The following is a 16170-nucleotide window of genomic DNA, read 5'->3' on the forward strand; positions in this document are numbered from 1 at the left end:
GCCATGGCCGATGACCACGAGTTTCGCATCCGTCCAGGTCGCATCCGCTCACCGCAAGCCCAACGCGCGAAGCCGTTCATCGCCCAGGTGCTTGCCGCCGCCAGAAAGGAAGGCGCTGGCGTTTCCCGCGCCGGCCGGGTCGTTGCCGGAAATCGATCTCGCTTCGGCAAGGGGCAACGTGCCGCCATTCAGGCAAACCGCTTCATCACGGCGCGCACGCGCGGCGCCGTGGTCAAGGCGCGGGTCGTGCGCCACTCGGCTCGCGCCGCACCATTGTCCGCGCATCTCAACTATCTACGCCGGGAAGGGGTCACCCGCGCCGAAAATGAAGTTGGCCACGCGGCCAGCCTTGAAAAGGCGCGGCTGCTTGGCCCGGGGACGGAGGACGCGGATCCCAAGGCTTTCGCTGACCGTTGCAAGGATGACCGGCATCATTTCCGCTTCATCGTCTCGCCTGACGACGCATTGGAAATGTCCGATCTCCGGTCCTTCACGCGCGAGCTCGTCAGTCAGATGGAAAAGGATCTCGGCAGCCGGCTCGACTGGATCGCTGTCGATCACTGGAACACCGGGCATCCGCATGTCCATCTGATCGTGCGGGGCGTGCGCGACGATGGCGAGGACCTCGTCATTTCCCGCGACTACATCAAGGAAGGCATGCGCGATCGGGCGTGTGATCTGATCACGCAGGAACTCGGACCTCGAACCGATCTCGACATCCGCCGCGATCTGTCCGCCCAAGTCGAGGCCGAGCGCTGGACCCGGCTCGACCGCCAGCTTGTCCGCGACGGCCGCGATGGCGTCATCGACATGGCCCCGGCGCCCGATCGCCAGCCCGACGAGTATCATGCCCAGAAGGTCGGCCGCCTTCGCAAGCTGGAAGGTTTTGGCCTCGCCGTCGAGATCGGCCCCGGCCAATGGGTGATCGACGACAAGGCTGAAGCGACCTTGCGCGAACTCGGTGAGCGCGGCGACATCATCAAACGGATGCACCGGGCGCTGACCGAGCGCGGTATCGAGCGCGGCTCGGCCAGCTATGTGCTGGCGGGCGAAAGCCTCGACGTTCCCGTTATCGGCCGGCTGGTCGATCGTGGGTTGGACGACGAGTTGAGGGGTAGCGCCTATGCCGTGGTCGATGGCGTCGACGGGCGAACCCACCACATCAAGCTGCCCGACCTCGATGCCGCCGGCGACAGCGCGCCCGGCTCCATCGTCGAGCTGCGCCGGTTCGAGGACGCGAAGGGTGAACGCCGCGTCGCCATCGCCGTCCGCTCCGATCTCGACATCGACCGCCAGATCACGGCGTCGGGCGCGACCTGGCTCGACCGGCAGAACATCGCCCGCGAGCCGGTCGCGCTGTCGGATGGCGGCTTCGGCGCCGAGGTGCGTCACGCGCTCGACGCCCGCGCCGACCATCTGGTCGAACAGGGTCTCGCCGAACGCAGCGGACAGCGCGTCACCTTCCGCCGCAACCTGATCGAGACGCTCCGCGCCCGCGAGCTGGAGGCGCTCGGCGAGAAGCTGTCGGCCGAGACCGGCCAGCCCTTCAATCGTGCGGGCGGCGGCGAATATGTCGCCGGCACCTACCGCCAGCGCTTCACGCTTGCTTCCGGTCGCTTCGCCATGATCGACGACGGCATGGGCTTCCAGCTCGTGCCCTGGACGCCCTCGCTCGAAAAGCAGCTCGGCCGTCACGTCTCTGGCGTCGCCCGCGACGATGGCGGCGTCGACTGGAGTTTCGGCCGCAAACGCGGGCTCGGCCTTTAACTTCCCTCCCGTGAAAGGACCGCCGCCATGACCGGCACCAAGATCCTCTGGGGTCAGATCATCACCGTCTTCCTGATCGTTCTCGCCACCACCTGGGGCGCCACCGAATATGTCGCCTGGAAGCTGGGGTTTCAGGCGCAGCTCGGGCCGCCCTGGTTCAGCCTGCTGGGCTTCCCGTTTTACCTGCCGCCATCCTTCTTCTGGTGGTGGTATTCCTACGACGCCTATGCGCCGGACATTTTCATGGAGGGCGCGTTCATCGCCGCGTCCGGCGGCTTCATCGCGGTCGCCGTCGCGATCGGCATGTCGGTCTGGCGGGCACGCGAGGCGAAGAAGGTCGAGACCTATGGCTCGGCACGATGGGGCGCCTCCGAAGAGGTGAAGTCCGCCGGCCTGCTCGGTCCCGATGGCGTCGTGCTCGGCCGCTACGATCACGACTATCTCCGGCACGACGGCCCGGAGCATGTGCTGTGCTTCGCGCCGACCCGATCCGGCAAGGGCGTCGGCCTCGTCGTGCCGTCGCTGCTGACCTGGCCCGGCTCCGCCATCGTCCACGACATCAAGGGCGAGAACTGGCAGCTCACCGCCGGCTTCCGCGCCCGCCACGGCCGGGTGCTACTGTTCGACCCGACCAACGCGCAATCGTCGGCCTATAATCCGCTGCTGGAAGTCCGCCGCGGCGAATGGGAGGTGCGCGACGTCCAGAATATCGCCGACATCTTGGTCGATCCCGAAGGTTCGCTGGAGAAGCGGAACCATTGGGAGAAGACCAGTCACGCACTTCTCGTCGGCGCGATCCTGCACGTCCTCTATGCCGAGGCAGACAAAACGATGGCCGGTGTCGCCGCCTTCCTCTCCGATCCGAAGCGGCCGATCGAGTCGACGCTCGCCGCGATGATGACGACGGCGCATCTCGGTGAGAAGGGCGTTCATCCCGTTATCGCCAGCGCCGCGCGCGAGTTGCTGAACAAGTCCGACAACGAGCGGTCGGGCGTGCTGTCGACCGCCATGTCGTTCCTCGGCCTCTACCGCGATCCCGTGGTGGCGGAGGTGACGCGGCGTTGCGACTGGCGGATCGGCGACATCGTGACGGCCAAGCGCCCGACCACCCTCTATCTCGTCGTGCCGCCCTCCGACATCAACCGCACCAAGCCGCTGATCCGCCTGATCCTCAACCAGGTCGGCCGTCGCCTCACCGAAGATCTTCAAGCCAAGGCCGGACGTCACCGGCTCCTGCTGATGCTGGACGAGTTTCCGGCGCTGGGGCGGCTCGATTTCTTCGAGAGCGCGCTCGCCTTCATGGCGGGCTACGGGCTGAAGAGCTTCCTGATCGCGCAGTCGCTGAACCAGATCGAGAAGGCGTATGGCGCGAACAACTCGATCCTCGACAACTGCCATGTCCGCGTCAGCTTCGCCACCAATGACGAACGGACCGCCAAGCGCGTGTCGGACGCGCTCGGCACTGCCACGGAAATGAAAGCGATGAAGAACTATGCCGGGCACCGGCTCTCGCCCTGGCTCGGGCATCTGATGGTCTCGCGTTCGGAAACCGCCCGGCCGCTGCTCACCCCCGGCGAGGTTATGCAGCTTCCGCCGACCGACGAGATCGTCATGATCGCCGGCACCCCGCCGATCCGCGCGAAGAAGGCGCGATATTACGAGGATGCCCGTTTCAAGGAACGCATCCTGCCGCCACTGACGCTCGCCGCGCCGAAACAGGTCCGCCCCGACGACTGGACCACGTTGCCCGTGCCGCCACGCCCTCAGCTCGCCGAGGCGAAAGCCGCGCCGGAAACCGGGGACGACGATCCGACCGAATCCGAACGCCGCCAGCAGCCGGAACTCAACCGGGTGAAGCCGGTCGAGAAATTGGCGCCGATCGACAACCCGTTCGAGATCGACCGTGACCGGGATGACGACACGGATGACGATGCCGTGCGCAACAGCCGAATGAACCGCCTGATGCAGGGCGTGGCGCGTCAGGTCTCGCTCGATCCGAACGACGGCATGGAGTTGTGACCGCCATGACCGATCGCCCGCCCACGTCCCGCAAGAAGAAGGCGCAGATCTCGGTGTATCTCGACCCCGAGGTCATGGGTCAGCTTGCCGACTATGCCGCGAGGCGCGACCAGCCGCAGTCGATGATCGCCGAGGCCGCCATCGCCTCCTTCCTGTCGCCCGACGCTTCCGAGCGTCGCGAAGCGGTCATCGTCAAACGCCTCGACCAGATCGACCGGCGCATGACCCGGCTCGAACGCGATGTCGGCATCGCCGTCGAAAGCCTCGCCGTCTTCGTCAAATACTGGATCACGACCACCCCGACGCTACCCGAACCCGCCGCGCAGGCCGCTCGCGCCAAGGCCGGCGAGCGTTACGACCAGTTCGTCACCGCACTCGGCCGGAGGTTGGCCAAAGGGCCGAAGCTCCGGCAGGAAATTTCGGAGGATGAGGTCGATCCAATCGAGTGAATATTCACGATGCCGGAGCGCATCATGTTGCTTCATTATCGCTTCAATTGACTGTATTCGCGCATGTCATGGGAGCGTCCATCGCCGCAGATACTATCTTTGAGGTCGTCGGCGCTTTTTTTGGGGTCGACGCTTCGCAAATCAATTCATTTCCCGCTTCTGATAAGAGAAATATTTACGCCAATGGCGTTATCTCTGCTCCATTCTTAACGTCGTAGCAAAATGCACGCATGAGAGGTGTGTGCGGCAGGTGATTTAGTTTGACTATTGCTAGTTCCCCATCCGCGAAGGCAGCACCTTCACTCAGCCCGTTTTTGAATGGTTTATGCCGTTTGATGCGCAAGAGTCTCGATGTGTCCGTCGCGGCGATTTTTTTAGACTCGGCTGAGCCTGTTGCGATCGAGATTGCGCCGGATCTCGAAGGAGCTGAATGGCTTCGCTTTGCGGAAGCTCACGCATTCATGAAATCACCGGACGCAGATGAGATCTGGATAGCGGATCTTGCTGGCGCCAAATGGCCGCTCCAGGGCGATTTCCGCCTGCCTGATAGCGTTGCGCGTTTTCTTGCCGTCACGTCCTTTGGACAAGAGGGACGTGGCCGGATTGTCGTATTGGACAAGGCGCCCCGATCAAAGACGCCTGAAACCGCCCGCATTCTTGACGATCTTGCATTGATTGCGGCTCAACACCTCGCGCTGCAGGAACGTTTGCAGGCGGCTGAGGATAATGAGGCGCAATTCCGTTTGCTCGCGGAGGCCAGTACAGACACGCTTGTTCGCGGCGACCTTGACGGAAATCGCCTGTATATCTCGCCGTCAGTTCGGACATTGCTTGGCTACGAGCCGGAGGAACTGATCGGCCGCAAGGCGACGGAGCTCACGCATCCTCACGATGCCCCGCGTTTCAGAGAGCTCATGCTTGATGTCCGCGAAGGGAGACTAGACGTTGCCATCAGCGAGCAACGTCAACGCCGAAAAGATGGATCATGGGTTTGGCTCGAGGCGTGCCTTCGTCTCACCCATGACGCTGCAACAAGCGCCCCGAATGGATATGTCGCATCGGTTCGCGACATCAGTCGTCGGAAAGAACTGGAAGGTCAGTTGCAATGGAAAGCGGATCACGACGATCTCACCGGTATGGCAAGCCGGGCTGCCTTCGATCGTAGCCTGTCCGAAATGCTGGTCGACGCCAAAGCAGATCAATCTGACTTGACCGTATGTTACATCGATCTCGACCGCTTCAAGCAGATCAACGATCTGTTTGGTCATCAGGTGGGAGATGCCGTGTTGGTCGAAACGGCGCATCGGTTGCGGAGTTCTTTTGGGAAGGGGGCTTTGATCGGCCGTTTGGGCGGGGACGAATTCGTTGTTGCCTTGTCGGGAATGCCAGGCGAAGCGATCCGATGCGCCGAACGCTTTCTTGCCGCGACGGAAAGACCCATTCGTTGCGCTCCTCACGAGGTCGTTGCAAGGGCGAGCATCGGTATCAGCTCAGCGGGCCAGCTTGGTGGATCGCCAGGCCAGCTGTTGTCGGCCGCCGATCAGGCACTCTATGAAGCAAAGGCGCGCGGGCGAAACACGATATACGTTTTCGACCAGCACAGCCGGCAAGACTACCTCCCGCAAAGAGATCAAGCCTCAAGTTGTGGTTGATAGGGTTTGCTGCGGAGTTGATACCGCCATCGTTGATGGCGAGTAGTCTACGGGAATGATCACAAAAATGGGCACGAGCGCCTCGGAAAATTGGAACAGCACACCGTCGGATTCGCGGTGATGCGGGTCGCCCTGATATGTTCAACGCTCAGGACCGTTTTTTCGACTATGAGAACCTCGGACTGATGACGGTCAAAGACGTTACCAGTTCGATGTGACGTCGCCCGCGCTCCGATCTGAGATCGACGGGTTGAGCTATTGCCGTCCAATCTTAGGTGTCGATACACACCGTCACGTGCCATGATCTGCTTTAAGCGATTGCCCCAGTCTCTTCACCGCGCTTTCGAGTTCGAGGGGAGAATACGCAGCAAAGCCCATCAGGAAGCCGGCTTCGCCGTTGCCGGCAGCATGAAGCGACGATAACCCCAGCAGTTCGACGCCAACCCGGCGAGCTGCTTCGATGGCCGCGCGTTCAGACATGTCGCATGTCAGCATGCAGGGCATTTGCAGACCGCCGACCGGAACGTGCGGCTCGACGAAATCGCGGAGATGCCTTCGAACCAGATTGGCAAGGGTATCGAGCCTGTCTGCATAGAGGCCGCGCATGGTGCGGACATGCGCCCCGAAATGCCCCCCTTCCATGAATCGCGCCAGCGTCAGTTGAGCGATGAAGGCGGTGTGGCCGTCAAGAAGCGTTCGCCCGACAGTCATTGGCTTCACCAGTTGGGGCGGCAGCACAGCATAGGCGATGCGAAGTCCGGGGAAGAGGGATTTGGTGAAGGTGCCGATATAGACCGTCCGGTCGTGCAGATCGAGACCTTGGACGCAGGCTGTCGGCCTGCCCGCATAGTGGAATTCGCTGTCGTAATCGTCCTCGATGATCCATGACTCATGACGTGCTGCCCAGTCGATCAGCGCTAGCCGGCGATCCAGAGCAAGTGCTGCGCCCGTTGGGAACTGATGCGATGGCGTAAGGAAAACCGCTTTGGCGCGGCGCGGGTCGTCAAGGACGGGCTCGACCGTGATGCCCTGTCGGTCGACGGGAACGGGAACGCAGTCGAGGCCAGCCGCTTCAAACGCCTTGCGTGCGCCGTAATAGGCCGGATCTTCGATGAATATCCGATCCCCGGGATCGAACAGCATGCTTGCACACAGCATCAGGGCCTGTTGCGAGGAGGTCAGCACCAGGACACGCTCGGCGCTTGCGCGTGCTCCACGTTCGAGGTTCACATAATCGGCGATGGCGCGGCGCAGGGATTCTGCCCCTTGGGGATCTCCATGAAGTAAAGCATGCGTGCCGGTTTCCTTCAGCACTTGCCGCTCCAGCCGCTCCCAAAGGGGCAGCGGAAAGCTGCGGGTGTCGGGTACACCCTGCGCAAAGGGGCGCGGCAACAGCAGTTCGCGCACTCCGCCACTCATAGATATCGCTGCACCGCGGTTGCTGAGGTTTGGGGACTGGTTTGCGGGTGCTGAATTGCGCTTTGAGCGCCGCTGGACGGGCTTGAGGCCGACCATCTCGGCCACGAAGCTGCCGTTTCCCACCCGCCGCTCGATGAAGCCTTCCGCATGCAATTGCGCGTAAGCAGCCTCGATCGTGTCGCGAGAAACACCGAGGGATTTGGCAAGCGGACGAGAAGCGGGGAGCGGCTTTCCTGGTCCGAGCGCTCCGTCGAGGATCATTTGCCGGATGGCCCGCTGTATCCGCGCGTGAAGCGGCATGGCCGCATGGGCCGGATTGATCAGCCATGCCTTAACGGATTCGAGTTGGGAATGCCTGAACAAATGGTCTGAATCTCTTACGATTATTGGCGGGTCTTAACAGGCCATTTGTGAGGTAGATGTCAAGCCGCGCCTATGCGCTGACCTGCCCGATTCAATGGAGAAAACCGAGCAAATGCAGCCCCGCCCATCACCTTTCATGAAATTCACAGATCTCGCCCACCCGGTCGTCGCGGGTCTGATCTCCGTAATTGTGAACTATGGCGGCACCTTCATTCTCGTCTTCCAGGCCGCCCGGGTTGCCGGCCTCTCCCCTGAACTGACGGCATCCTGGGTCTGGTCGGTTTCAATCGGCGTCGGCCTGACCGGCCTTGTCCTGAGCTGGCGTTATCGTGAGCCGATCATCACCGCCTGGTCTACGCCGGCGGCCGCCTTTCTCGTCACCGCGCTCGCGACAACCCCTTATGCCGAAGCCGTGGGAGCCTACATAGCCTCGGCATTGGCTTTCGTGCTGCTGGGTCTCTCCGGATGTTTCGAGAGGGTGATCCGGCTCATTCCGCCGGGCATTGCGTCCGGCCTGCTGGCCGGCATCCTGCTGCAATTCGGGATCGGTGCGTTCGGCAGCGCGAGCATCGACCCTCTTCTCGTCGGACTGCTGATCACCGCCTATCTCCTGCTGAAACGCGTCTGCGCACGTTATGCGGTGGTCGGCATTCTTGTCTTCGGACTGGCCCTTCTTCTCCTCCAAGGGCGCGTTGATCTCTCGGGACTTGAGCTTCGCCTGGCGGCGCCTGTTTTTACGATGCCGGAATTCTCCTTCAATGCCCTGCTGAGTGTCGCACTGCCGCTGTTCCTGATCACGCTGACCGGGCAATACATGCCCGGCATGCTCGTTTTGCGAAACGACGGGTTCAAGACCAGCGCTAATCCCATCGTCACCGTAACTGGTCTGGGCTCGCTGCTGATGGCGCCGTTCGGCTCGCATGCCTTCAACATCGCTGCGATCACCGCTGCGATCGCGACCGGCAGGGAAGCGCATGAGGACCCGTCGAAGCGATGGATCGCGGGGATCGCCGCAGGCTGCTTCTATGTCCTCGTCGGGGTATTCGGCGTCACTCTTGCGGCCGTGTTCATGGCCTTCCCGGCGACGTTCATCACCTCGCTGGCAGGTCTTGCGCTTCTGGGCACCATCGGCGGCAGTGTTGCGGGGGCGATGGCCGATCCGACCTCTCGCGAAGCCGCGCTGATTACGTTTCTGGCATCAGCGGCCAATATCAAGCTGCTTGGGATCGGGGGCGCATTCTGGGGGCTGGTGATCGGTCTTGTCGCGGCCATTGTCTTAAACGGGCGCATTCCGCGCAAACCGGCCGGGCGCGATGCCGGCCAACCAATCACGGCGTCGCGGATGCGTTGAACAGGACGAGAGACCAACTTGCGAAGGGCAGAGCGTCGCAGGCCGCGGCTCTGCCCATCTCACCCCTGACCTTGAAGGCCGAAGTCGAACGATCCCGGCCGCAGTATAGTGCGTAGCGTATCGAACTACCCTGTTCCTCTTAAAAGCTCTATGAATATCTGGTTGCAACCGATCTCCTCAGCGGGAAGATTGTCGAGTGGTGTGCTTTTGAGGGGCGGTGAATGGTTTTACGAGGGGGCGGGGAATGCGGCGCGCTGATGCGCGCGGTGGACTGGAACTGCAATCCTCTCGGACGGCCGGAAGATTGGCCGACAGAGTTGCGGACGATCGTCAGCATCGCCCTCGGCTCCCGTCAGCCGATGTTGATCGTCTGGGGACCCGAGCAGATCACCCTTTACAATGACGGCTATGCCGCGATGTGCGGCAATCGGCACCCGGCAGCGCTGGGAAAACCGTTCCGGGATTTGTGGTTCGATATCTGGGACGATGTCGATCCCATCATCACCGACGCATATAATGGTATCAGCACGTCGATGGACGATATCGCGTTCATCATGCACAGAAATGGCTATCCGGAAGAAACGCATTTCGCCTTTTCTTACACGCCTGTGCGTGACGCCGACAACAATGTGCGGGGCATGTTTTGCGCCTGCGTCGAGACCACCGCCGAAGTGATCATGCGGAGGCGGCTCGCGCGGGAGCGGGAGCAGATGTTGCATGTCTTCGAGATGGCGCTCGGCGCTGTCGCGATCACCACGGGCCCCGATCACGTCTTCACGTTCGCAAACCGCGATTACCGGATGCTTGTCGGACACCGGGATGTGGTCGGAATGCCCGTGATCGAAGCACTGCCAGAACTGGCTGGCCAGGGTTTCGTGCCATTGCTCGACCGTGTCTACGAGACAGGCGAGGCTTACGTCGGTCGCGATGTGTCCGCTCACCTGATCCGTACCCCTGGCGGACAGCCCGAAGAAAGGATCGTCGATTTTCTCTATCACCCGATCCGCGATGCGGGCGGAAAGGTCGATGGAATATTCGTCCAGGCGCTGGATGTCACGGAGCGGGCGGACGAGGCGCGGTTGCAGCAGCTGCGCGAGCACGAGCTTGTCCACCGGCTGAAGAATCAGCTTGCCCTCGTCCAGGCTATCGCCGGTCAGTCTCTGCGTCATGCCGCCGATCTGGATAGCGGTCTGACTCTGTTCAATGCGCGTATTGCCGCCCTGGCGCGGGTACATGACATGCTTCTCGCTGAAGGGGCTGAGCGTGTGGAGGTGAGCGCCGTCGTCGCAGATGTCGTTGGCCTGCATGATGGCAATTCAATCCAGCGCTTCAGCGTGACGGGCCCAGCTGTTGCCATAGGTGCACGCCCGGCGCTTTCCCTGGCGCTCATTCTGCACGAGTTGGCGACGAATGCAGTAAAATATGGCGCTCTGTCGAACACGTTCGGCACTGTAACGATCACATGGCAGATCAAGGGAGCACCGGACCGCCTCGTGCTCGAATGGTCTGAAGCAGGCGGGCCACCCGTCGATCAACCCACGCGGAAAGGGTCAGGCACACGGCTTCTCAAAGCGGGTATTGCCGGGTCCAATAGCAGTTCGGTTGACGTCGATTACGAAGTTGCCGGCGTCCGCTGTGTGATTACGGCGGACGGTGTCATCGTCAGCTGACATAAGAAGCGTTTCAGCCGTCTCTTTCTTCTTATGCGACGGGCTCCTACTTCGACCGAAACCTGTTGAACCCACCCAAAAACTGGCTCTTTTAATCATCCCCGTCGGGGCATGACAGGTCTTGCCCCCTGACGAACGGGGACAAGATGGCGGTTTATCATCACAGCAGACAGAGCTTCGAGCGTGGCGCAAAAATGCTGCGCACAGCGCTCGGGCCTGCCATCGCGGCGCTGCTCCAGGATCCTGCCGTCGTCGAGGTAATGCTGAACCCTGACGGCCGTATCTGGATCGACCGTCTCTCCGAAGGACTGTCCGATACGGGTGAGCGGCTGTCGCCTGCCGAAGGCGAGCGTATCATCCGCTTGGTCGCCCACCATGTCGGCGCCGAAGTCCATGCCGGTGCTCCGCGCGTATCGGCTGAGCTGCCCGAGACAGGTGAACGGTTCGAAGGGCTTTTACCTCCCGTCGTCGCCGCGGCCGCCTTCGCCATCCGCAAGCCCGCCGTCGCTGTATTCACGCTCGACGACTATGTGCGCGCCGGCATTATGACGGCCGTACAGGCCGATATCCTGCGCCAGGCCGTCGCCGATCGCGCCAACATCCTCGTCGCCGGCGGTACATCGACCGGCAAGACGACGCTGACGAACGCATTGCTCGCCGAGGTCGCCAGGACCGGTGACCGGGTCGTCATCATCGAGGATACGCGTGAGCTTCAATGCGCAGCGCCCAACCTCGTCGCCATGCGGACCAAGGACGGTGTCGCCTCACTGTCTGATCTCGTTCGTTCCTCGCTGCGTCTGCGCCCCGACCGCATCCCGGTCGGAGAGGTGCGCGGTGCGGAGGCTCTCGATCTGCTCAAGGCCTGGGGTACCGGCCATCCCGGCGGTGTCGGCACGATCCACGCCGGTTCCGCCATCGGCGCTTTGCGTCGGATGGAACAGCTTATCCAGGAAGCCGTCGTCACCGTCCCGCGTGCGCTGATCGCCGAGACGATCGACCTCGTCGCCGTTCTCTCCGGCCGCGGCTCCGCCCGAAAACTTTCCGAACTCGCCCGCGTCGAGGGCCTCGGCCCCGATGGCGATTACCGCATCACTCCGACCCTCTCATCATCTTCAGGAGACCTCCCGTGACCCGCAATCCCGCGCCCTTGCAGCGGACGATCGGCGCCGTGCCGCTCGCCGCCCTCTTTCTGCTCGCCACCTCTCCCGCCTTCGCTTCGGGCTCCTCCATGCCATGGGAGCAACCGCTGCAGCAGATACTGCAGTCCATCGAAGGCCCGGTCGTCAAGATCGTCGCGGTGATCATCATCATCGCCACCGGATTGTCGCTGGCGTTTGGTGACACTTCTGGCGGTTTCCGCCGGCTGATCCAGATCGTCTTCGGTCTGTCGATCGCTTTTGCCGCGTCTAGCTTCTTCCTGTCCTTCTTCTCCTTCGGCGGCGGGGTGCTCGTCTGATGGCGGCGCTCATCGAACAGGGGCGGGATGTCCCGGGTTTTGCGGTGCCGGTCCACCGCGCATTGACCGAGCACATCCTGCTTGCCGGCGCACCGCGCGCCATTGCGATCCTGAATGGGACGCTTGCCGGTGCGATAGGCCTCGGCCTGCGCCTTTGGCTGGTCGGATTGGCGCTCTGGATCGTCGGTCATGCCGTTGCCGTCTGGGCGGCGCGTCGCGATCCGCTTTTCGTCGACGTCGTGCGCAGGCATCTGCGCATCCCCGCGCATCTGGCCGTGTGAGGGCGCGGCGATGATGAACCTTGCCGAATATCGCAACCGCAATCGGCGTCTGGCCGATTTCCTGCCGTGGGCCGCGCTGGTCGGCGAGGGTGTCATTCTCAACAAGGATGGCAGCCTGCAGCGCAGTGCACGTTTCCGGGGCCCCGACCTCGATTCCGCCGTGCCGGCCGAACTGGTCGCCGTTGCCGGCCGCCTCAACAATGCCTTCCGCCGGCTTGGCTCCGGCTGGGCCGTTTTTGTCGAAGCCGTTAGGCTTCCGGCGCAGCGTTATCCCGACGATGTATTTCCCGATGCGGCATCGGCCCTGGTCGACACGGAGCGCAAGGCGGACTTCGAGGAAGCAGGCGCCCATTTCGAATCTAGCTACTTCCTGACCTTTGCGTTTCTGCCGCCAGCTGAAGACGCCGCCCGAGCCGAAACATGGCTCTACGAAGGACGAGATCAGTCCGGTATCGACGCCCGCGAAATTCTAAGGGGCTTCACCGACCGCACCGACCGGCTGCTGCAGCTTGTCGACGGCTTCATGCCAGAATGCCGCTGGCTCGACGATGCGGAAACGCTGACGTACCTGCATGGCTGCGTCTCGACCAAGGTCCATAGCGTCCGGGTGCCCGAGACCCCCATGTATCTCGATGCGCTCCTGACCGATCAGCCGCTGACCGGTGGTCTCGCACCGCGCCTCGGCGATCAGCATCTGCGGATACTGACCATCACCGGCTTTCCGAGCGTCACCACGCCCGGCCTCCTCGACGAGCTCAACCGGCTGGCTTTCCCCTATCGCTGGTCGACCCGCGCCATCCTCATGGACAAGACCGATGCGACGAAACTGCTGACGAAGATCAGGCGGCAATGGTTCGCCAAACGCAAGTCGGTCGCGGCAATCCTCAAGGAGGTGCTGACCAACGAGGCGTCCGTGCTGGTCGACAGCGACGCGGCCAACAAGGCCAATGATGCCGATCAGGCTTTGCAGGAGCTCGGCGCCGACTATGCCGGTATGGCCTATGTCACGGCGACCGTGACCGTCTGGGACACGGACTCGCGGGCGGCCGACGAGAAGATCCGGCAGGTCGAGAAAGTCATTCAGGGGCGTGATTTTACGTCCATGATCGAGACTATCAATGCGGTGGACGCCTGGCTCGGATCATTGCCGGGGCACCTTTATGCCAACGTTCGCCAGCCGCCCGTTTCCACGCTCAATCTCGCCCATATGATCCCGCTCAGCGCCGTGTGGGCGGGACCGGAGCGGGATGAACACTTCAGCGCGCCGCCGCTGTTCTTCGGCAAGACCGAGGGCTCGACGCCGTTCAGGTTCTCCCTTCATGTCGGCGATGTCGGCCATACGCTGATCGTAGGACCGACCGGCGCCGGCAAATCCGTGTTGCTGGCGCTGATGGCCTTGCAGTTCCGCCGCTACCGGGGAGCACAGGTTTTCGCCTTCGACTTCGGCGGCTCGATCCGTGCTGCCGCGCTCGCCATGGGCGGGGACTGGCACGACCTAGGCGGTGGTCTGACGGATGGATCGGACACCTCCGTCTCGCTCCAGCCGCTCAAATATATCGACTACGTGCCGGAGCGCGCCTGGGCCGCAGACTGGATCGTGTCGATCCTGATCCGTGAGAGCGTCGAGATCACCCCAGAGGTGAAGGAGCATATCTGGACGGCGCTGACCTCGCTCAGCACCGCGCCAATGGACGAGCGCACCATCACCGGTTTCTGCGTTCTCCTGCAGTCCAACGATCTCAAGCAGGCTCTCAAACCCTATTGTGTCGGCGGACCCTGGGGGCGGCTCCTCGATGCGGAAGCTGAGCATCTCGGAACAGCCACGGTCCAGGCGTTTGAGACCGAGGGATTGATCGGCACGGATGCCGCGCCGGCGGTCCTTGCCTATCTGTTCCACCGAATTGAAGACCGGCTCGACGGTGCGCCGACCATGCTCATCATCGATGAGGGCTGGCTTGCGCTTGACGATGACGGTTTCGCGGGCCAGCTCCGCGAGTGGCTGAAGACACTGCGCAAGAAGAACGCCTCGGTGGTGTTCGCCACGCAGTCGCTGTCGGACATCGACGGCTCCCCGATAGCGCCCGCCATCATCGAAAGTTGCCACACACGGCTGCTTTTGCCCAACGAGCGCGCCATCGAGCCGCAAATCACCGCGATCTACCGTCGTTTCGGCCTGAACGACCGACAAATCGAAATCCTCGCCCGCGCCATACCCAAGCGAGACTACTATTGCCAGTCGCGGCGGGGCAACCGCCTGTTCGAGCTCGGTCTCAGCGAGGTCGCCCTCTGCCTGTGCGCCGCGTCCTCGCGCCAGCACCAGGCGCTGATCGCCGCCGTACAGGAGCGGTCTGACGCTGACGGCTTCCTGCGCGAATGGCTTGTCGCCAATGGCCTCGGTTGGGCCGCCGATCTTGCCGATAATCTCACCAACATCGCGTCGCGCGCACCCGACCCGGTCAGGCCGGCACCCGATCCAGCGGCTGCGTCTCACTCCCCTGTCATCACCTTGGAGGTTCAGCCATGACCGGCTTCCGTTCGCGCCTGCGTGCCCGTCGTATCGCCATCGCCCTGATGGCGGCGCCGGTCGGCATTCTGTCCGCTTCCATCATCCCGGTGGCCGCCTTCGATATTGTCTACGACCCGACCAACTATGCGCAGAACGTCATGCAGGCGGCACGGGCGCTGGAGCAGATCAACAACCAGATTACCTCGCTCCAGAACGAAGCGCAGATGCTGATCAACCAGGCGAAGAATCTGGCGAGCCTGCCGTTCTCTTCGCTGCAGCAGTTGCAGCAGTCGGTGCAGAAGACCCAGGCGCTGCTCAAGCAGGCCCAGAACATCGCTTTCGACGTCCAGAAGGTCGATCAGATGTTCAATCAGAAATACGCGAACGTCTCCATGTCGGCATCCGATCAGCAGCTTGTCGCGGACGCGAAGTCGCGCTGGCAGAACACGGTCGGTGGTCTGCAGGACGCCATGCGCGTTCAGGCTGGTGTTGTCAGCAATATCGACAGCAACAAGGAGCAGATGTCGGAACTGGTGAACCGCAGCCAGTCGGCGACCGGCGCCCTCCAGGCGACTCAGGCCGGCAACCAGCTTCTGGCCCTCCAGTCTCAGCAACTGTCCGATCTCGTTGCGGTGCTTGCCGCCAATGGGCGCGCGCAAGCGCTGACAGATGCCGAGCGTGCCGCCGCGGCCGAGCAGGGACGCGAACAACGCCGCCGCTTCCTGACCCCCGGCGCCGGCTATCAGCCGGGCAACGCCAAAATGTTTCCGGGCAATTGAGGAGCGCGCGTGATGGAAACGAGAACGTATACCCGCGTCGCAGCCATCGCCTTTGCCGGCCTTGCCGTCGCCGTCGCTGCCATGGGAATGATGGACGGATCGCCGTCCGAGGGTATGAAGATCGATCCACCGCCACGCGAGCGGGCCATTGCCGACAGCCAGCGCCAGTTGCTGCGCTATTGCCGGGACAAAGGCGAATTCGCGTTACGTGACCCGATCTGCCTTCAACTCTGGATCGACAATCGTGAGCGCTTCTTCGGCAAGATCAAGTCGAAGGAAAAGGGCGGGCCGCTTATGCGCACCGCTCCGTCATCGGACACATCCGGCGATGCGGAAAAGGCTGTCGATAAAAGCAAGGCTCGCGATTTGGTGGCTCCCGCGACACCGCCTGCACCGGCGGTGCCGGTCGAGCGTGTCGCTCCCACCGCCGTCCCGTCCAGCGAAGAGGTCCGCTGACC

General features: G+C 62.7%; 13 protein-coding genes. 12 read left to right on the forward strand and 1 reads right to left on the reverse strand.

Annotation, left to right across the window (positions count from 1 at the left end; translation table 11 throughout):
- Window positions 1-3 precede the first annotated feature (3 nt).
- The 4 genes from WFK61_RS03455 to WFK61_RS03470 all read left to right on the forward strand — a co-directional run bounded on the left by WFK61_RS03455 (window position 4) and on the right by WFK61_RS03470 (window position 5887).
- The gene (locus WFK61_RS03455; protein WP_336810141.1) at window positions 4-1767 is read left to right on the forward strand and encodes a relaxase/mobilization nuclease domain-containing protein; all 1764 of its coding nucleotides are present in this window, start codon (window positions 4-6) and stop codon (window positions 1765-1767) included.
- 27 nt (window positions 1768-1794) lie between these two features.
- Window positions 1795-3786, forward strand: coding sequence for a conjugal transfer protein TraG (locus WFK61_RS03460; protein ID WP_336810142.1), 1992 nt, complete (start codon window positions 1795-1797; stop codon window positions 3784-3786).
- Between the two features lie 5 nt (window positions 3787-3791).
- Window positions 3792-4235 carry a CopG family transcriptional regulator gene (locus WFK61_RS03465; protein ID WP_336810143.1) on the forward strand — a complete coding sequence of 148 codons (444 nt, stop codon included), beginning with the start codon at window positions 3792-3794 and terminating at the stop codon, window positions 4233-4235.
- Window positions 4236-4570: 335 nt separating this feature from the next.
- A complete protein-coding gene (locus WFK61_RS03470; protein WP_336810144.1) occupies window positions 4571-5887 on the forward strand; it encodes a diguanylate cyclase domain-containing protein in 1317 nt (438 codons plus the stop codon).
- A gap of 291 nt (window positions 5888-6178) precedes the next feature.
- On the opposite strand, the gene pdxR is transcribed toward WFK61_RS03470, so the two are convergent.
- Window positions 6179-7669: a MocR-like pyridoxine biosynthesis transcription factor PdxR gene (gene pdxR, locus WFK61_RS03475; RefSeq protein ID WP_336810145.1), complete on the reverse strand. Its 1491-nt coding sequence runs from the start codon at window positions 7667-7669 to the stop codon at window positions 6179-6181.
- A 112-nt stretch (window positions 7670-7781) separates the two neighbouring features.
- Between pdxR and WFK61_RS03480 the strand changes: the two genes are divergently transcribed.
- The 8 genes from WFK61_RS03480 to trbK-alt all read left to right on the forward strand — a co-directional run bounded on the left by WFK61_RS03480 (window position 7782) and on the right by trbK-alt (window position 16168).
- Complete coding sequence (locus WFK61_RS03480; RefSeq protein WP_442896261.1) at window positions 7782-9020, forward strand: benzoate/H(+) symporter BenE family transporter; 1239 nt, start codon at window positions 7782-7784, stop codon at window positions 9018-9020.
- Between the two features lie 257 nt (window positions 9021-9277).
- Window positions 9278-10690, forward strand: a complete 1413-nt coding sequence (locus tag WFK61_RS03485) for a sensor histidine kinase (RefSeq protein ID WP_336810147.1) — start codon at window positions 9278-9280, stop codon at window positions 10688-10690.
- A 146-nt stretch (window positions 10691-10836) separates the two neighbouring features.
- Window positions 10837-11820: a P-type conjugative transfer ATPase TrbB gene (gene trbB / locus WFK61_RS03490; RefSeq protein ID WP_336810148.1), complete on the forward strand. Its 984-nt coding sequence runs from the start codon at window positions 10837-10839 to the stop codon at window positions 11818-11820.
- Between the two features lie 17 nt (window positions 11821-11837).
- Complete coding sequence (locus WFK61_RS03495) at window positions 11838-12146, forward strand: TrbC/VirB2 family type IV secretion system protein (protein WP_336810485.1); 309 nt, start codon at window positions 11838-11840, stop codon at window positions 12144-12146.
- Window positions 12146-12427 (forward strand): VirB3 family type IV secretion system protein, encoded by a 282-nt coding sequence (locus WFK61_RS03500; protein ID WP_336810149.1) that lies wholly within the window; start codon window positions 12146-12148, stop codon window positions 12425-12427. Before WFK61_RS03495 ends, WFK61_RS03500 begins: the two co-directional genes overlap by 1 nt.
- Before the next feature lie 10 nt (window positions 12428-12437).
- Complete coding sequence (gene trbE, locus WFK61_RS03505) at window positions 12438-14951, forward strand: conjugal transfer protein TrbE (RefSeq protein WP_336810150.1); 2514 nt, start codon at window positions 12438-12440, stop codon at window positions 14949-14951.
- The gene (gene trbJ, locus WFK61_RS03510; protein ID WP_336810151.1) at window positions 14948-15712 is read left to right on the forward strand and encodes a P-type conjugative transfer protein TrbJ; all 765 of its coding nucleotides are present in this window, start codon (window positions 14948-14950) and stop codon (window positions 15710-15712) included. The genes trbE and trbJ overlap by 4 nt, the downstream gene beginning before the upstream one ends.
- A 12-nt stretch (window positions 15713-15724) precedes the next feature.
- A complete protein-coding gene (gene trbK-alt, locus WFK61_RS03515) occupies window positions 15725-16168 on the forward strand; it encodes a putative entry exclusion protein TrbK-alt (protein WP_336810152.1) in 444 nt (147 codons plus the stop codon).
- Window positions 16169-16170 lie beyond the last annotated feature (2 nt).

The organism is Allobosea sp. MMO-172 (assembly GCF_037147855.1).
Classification (GTDB): Bacteria; Pseudomonadota; Alphaproteobacteria; order Rhizobiales; family Beijerinckiaceae; genus Allobosea.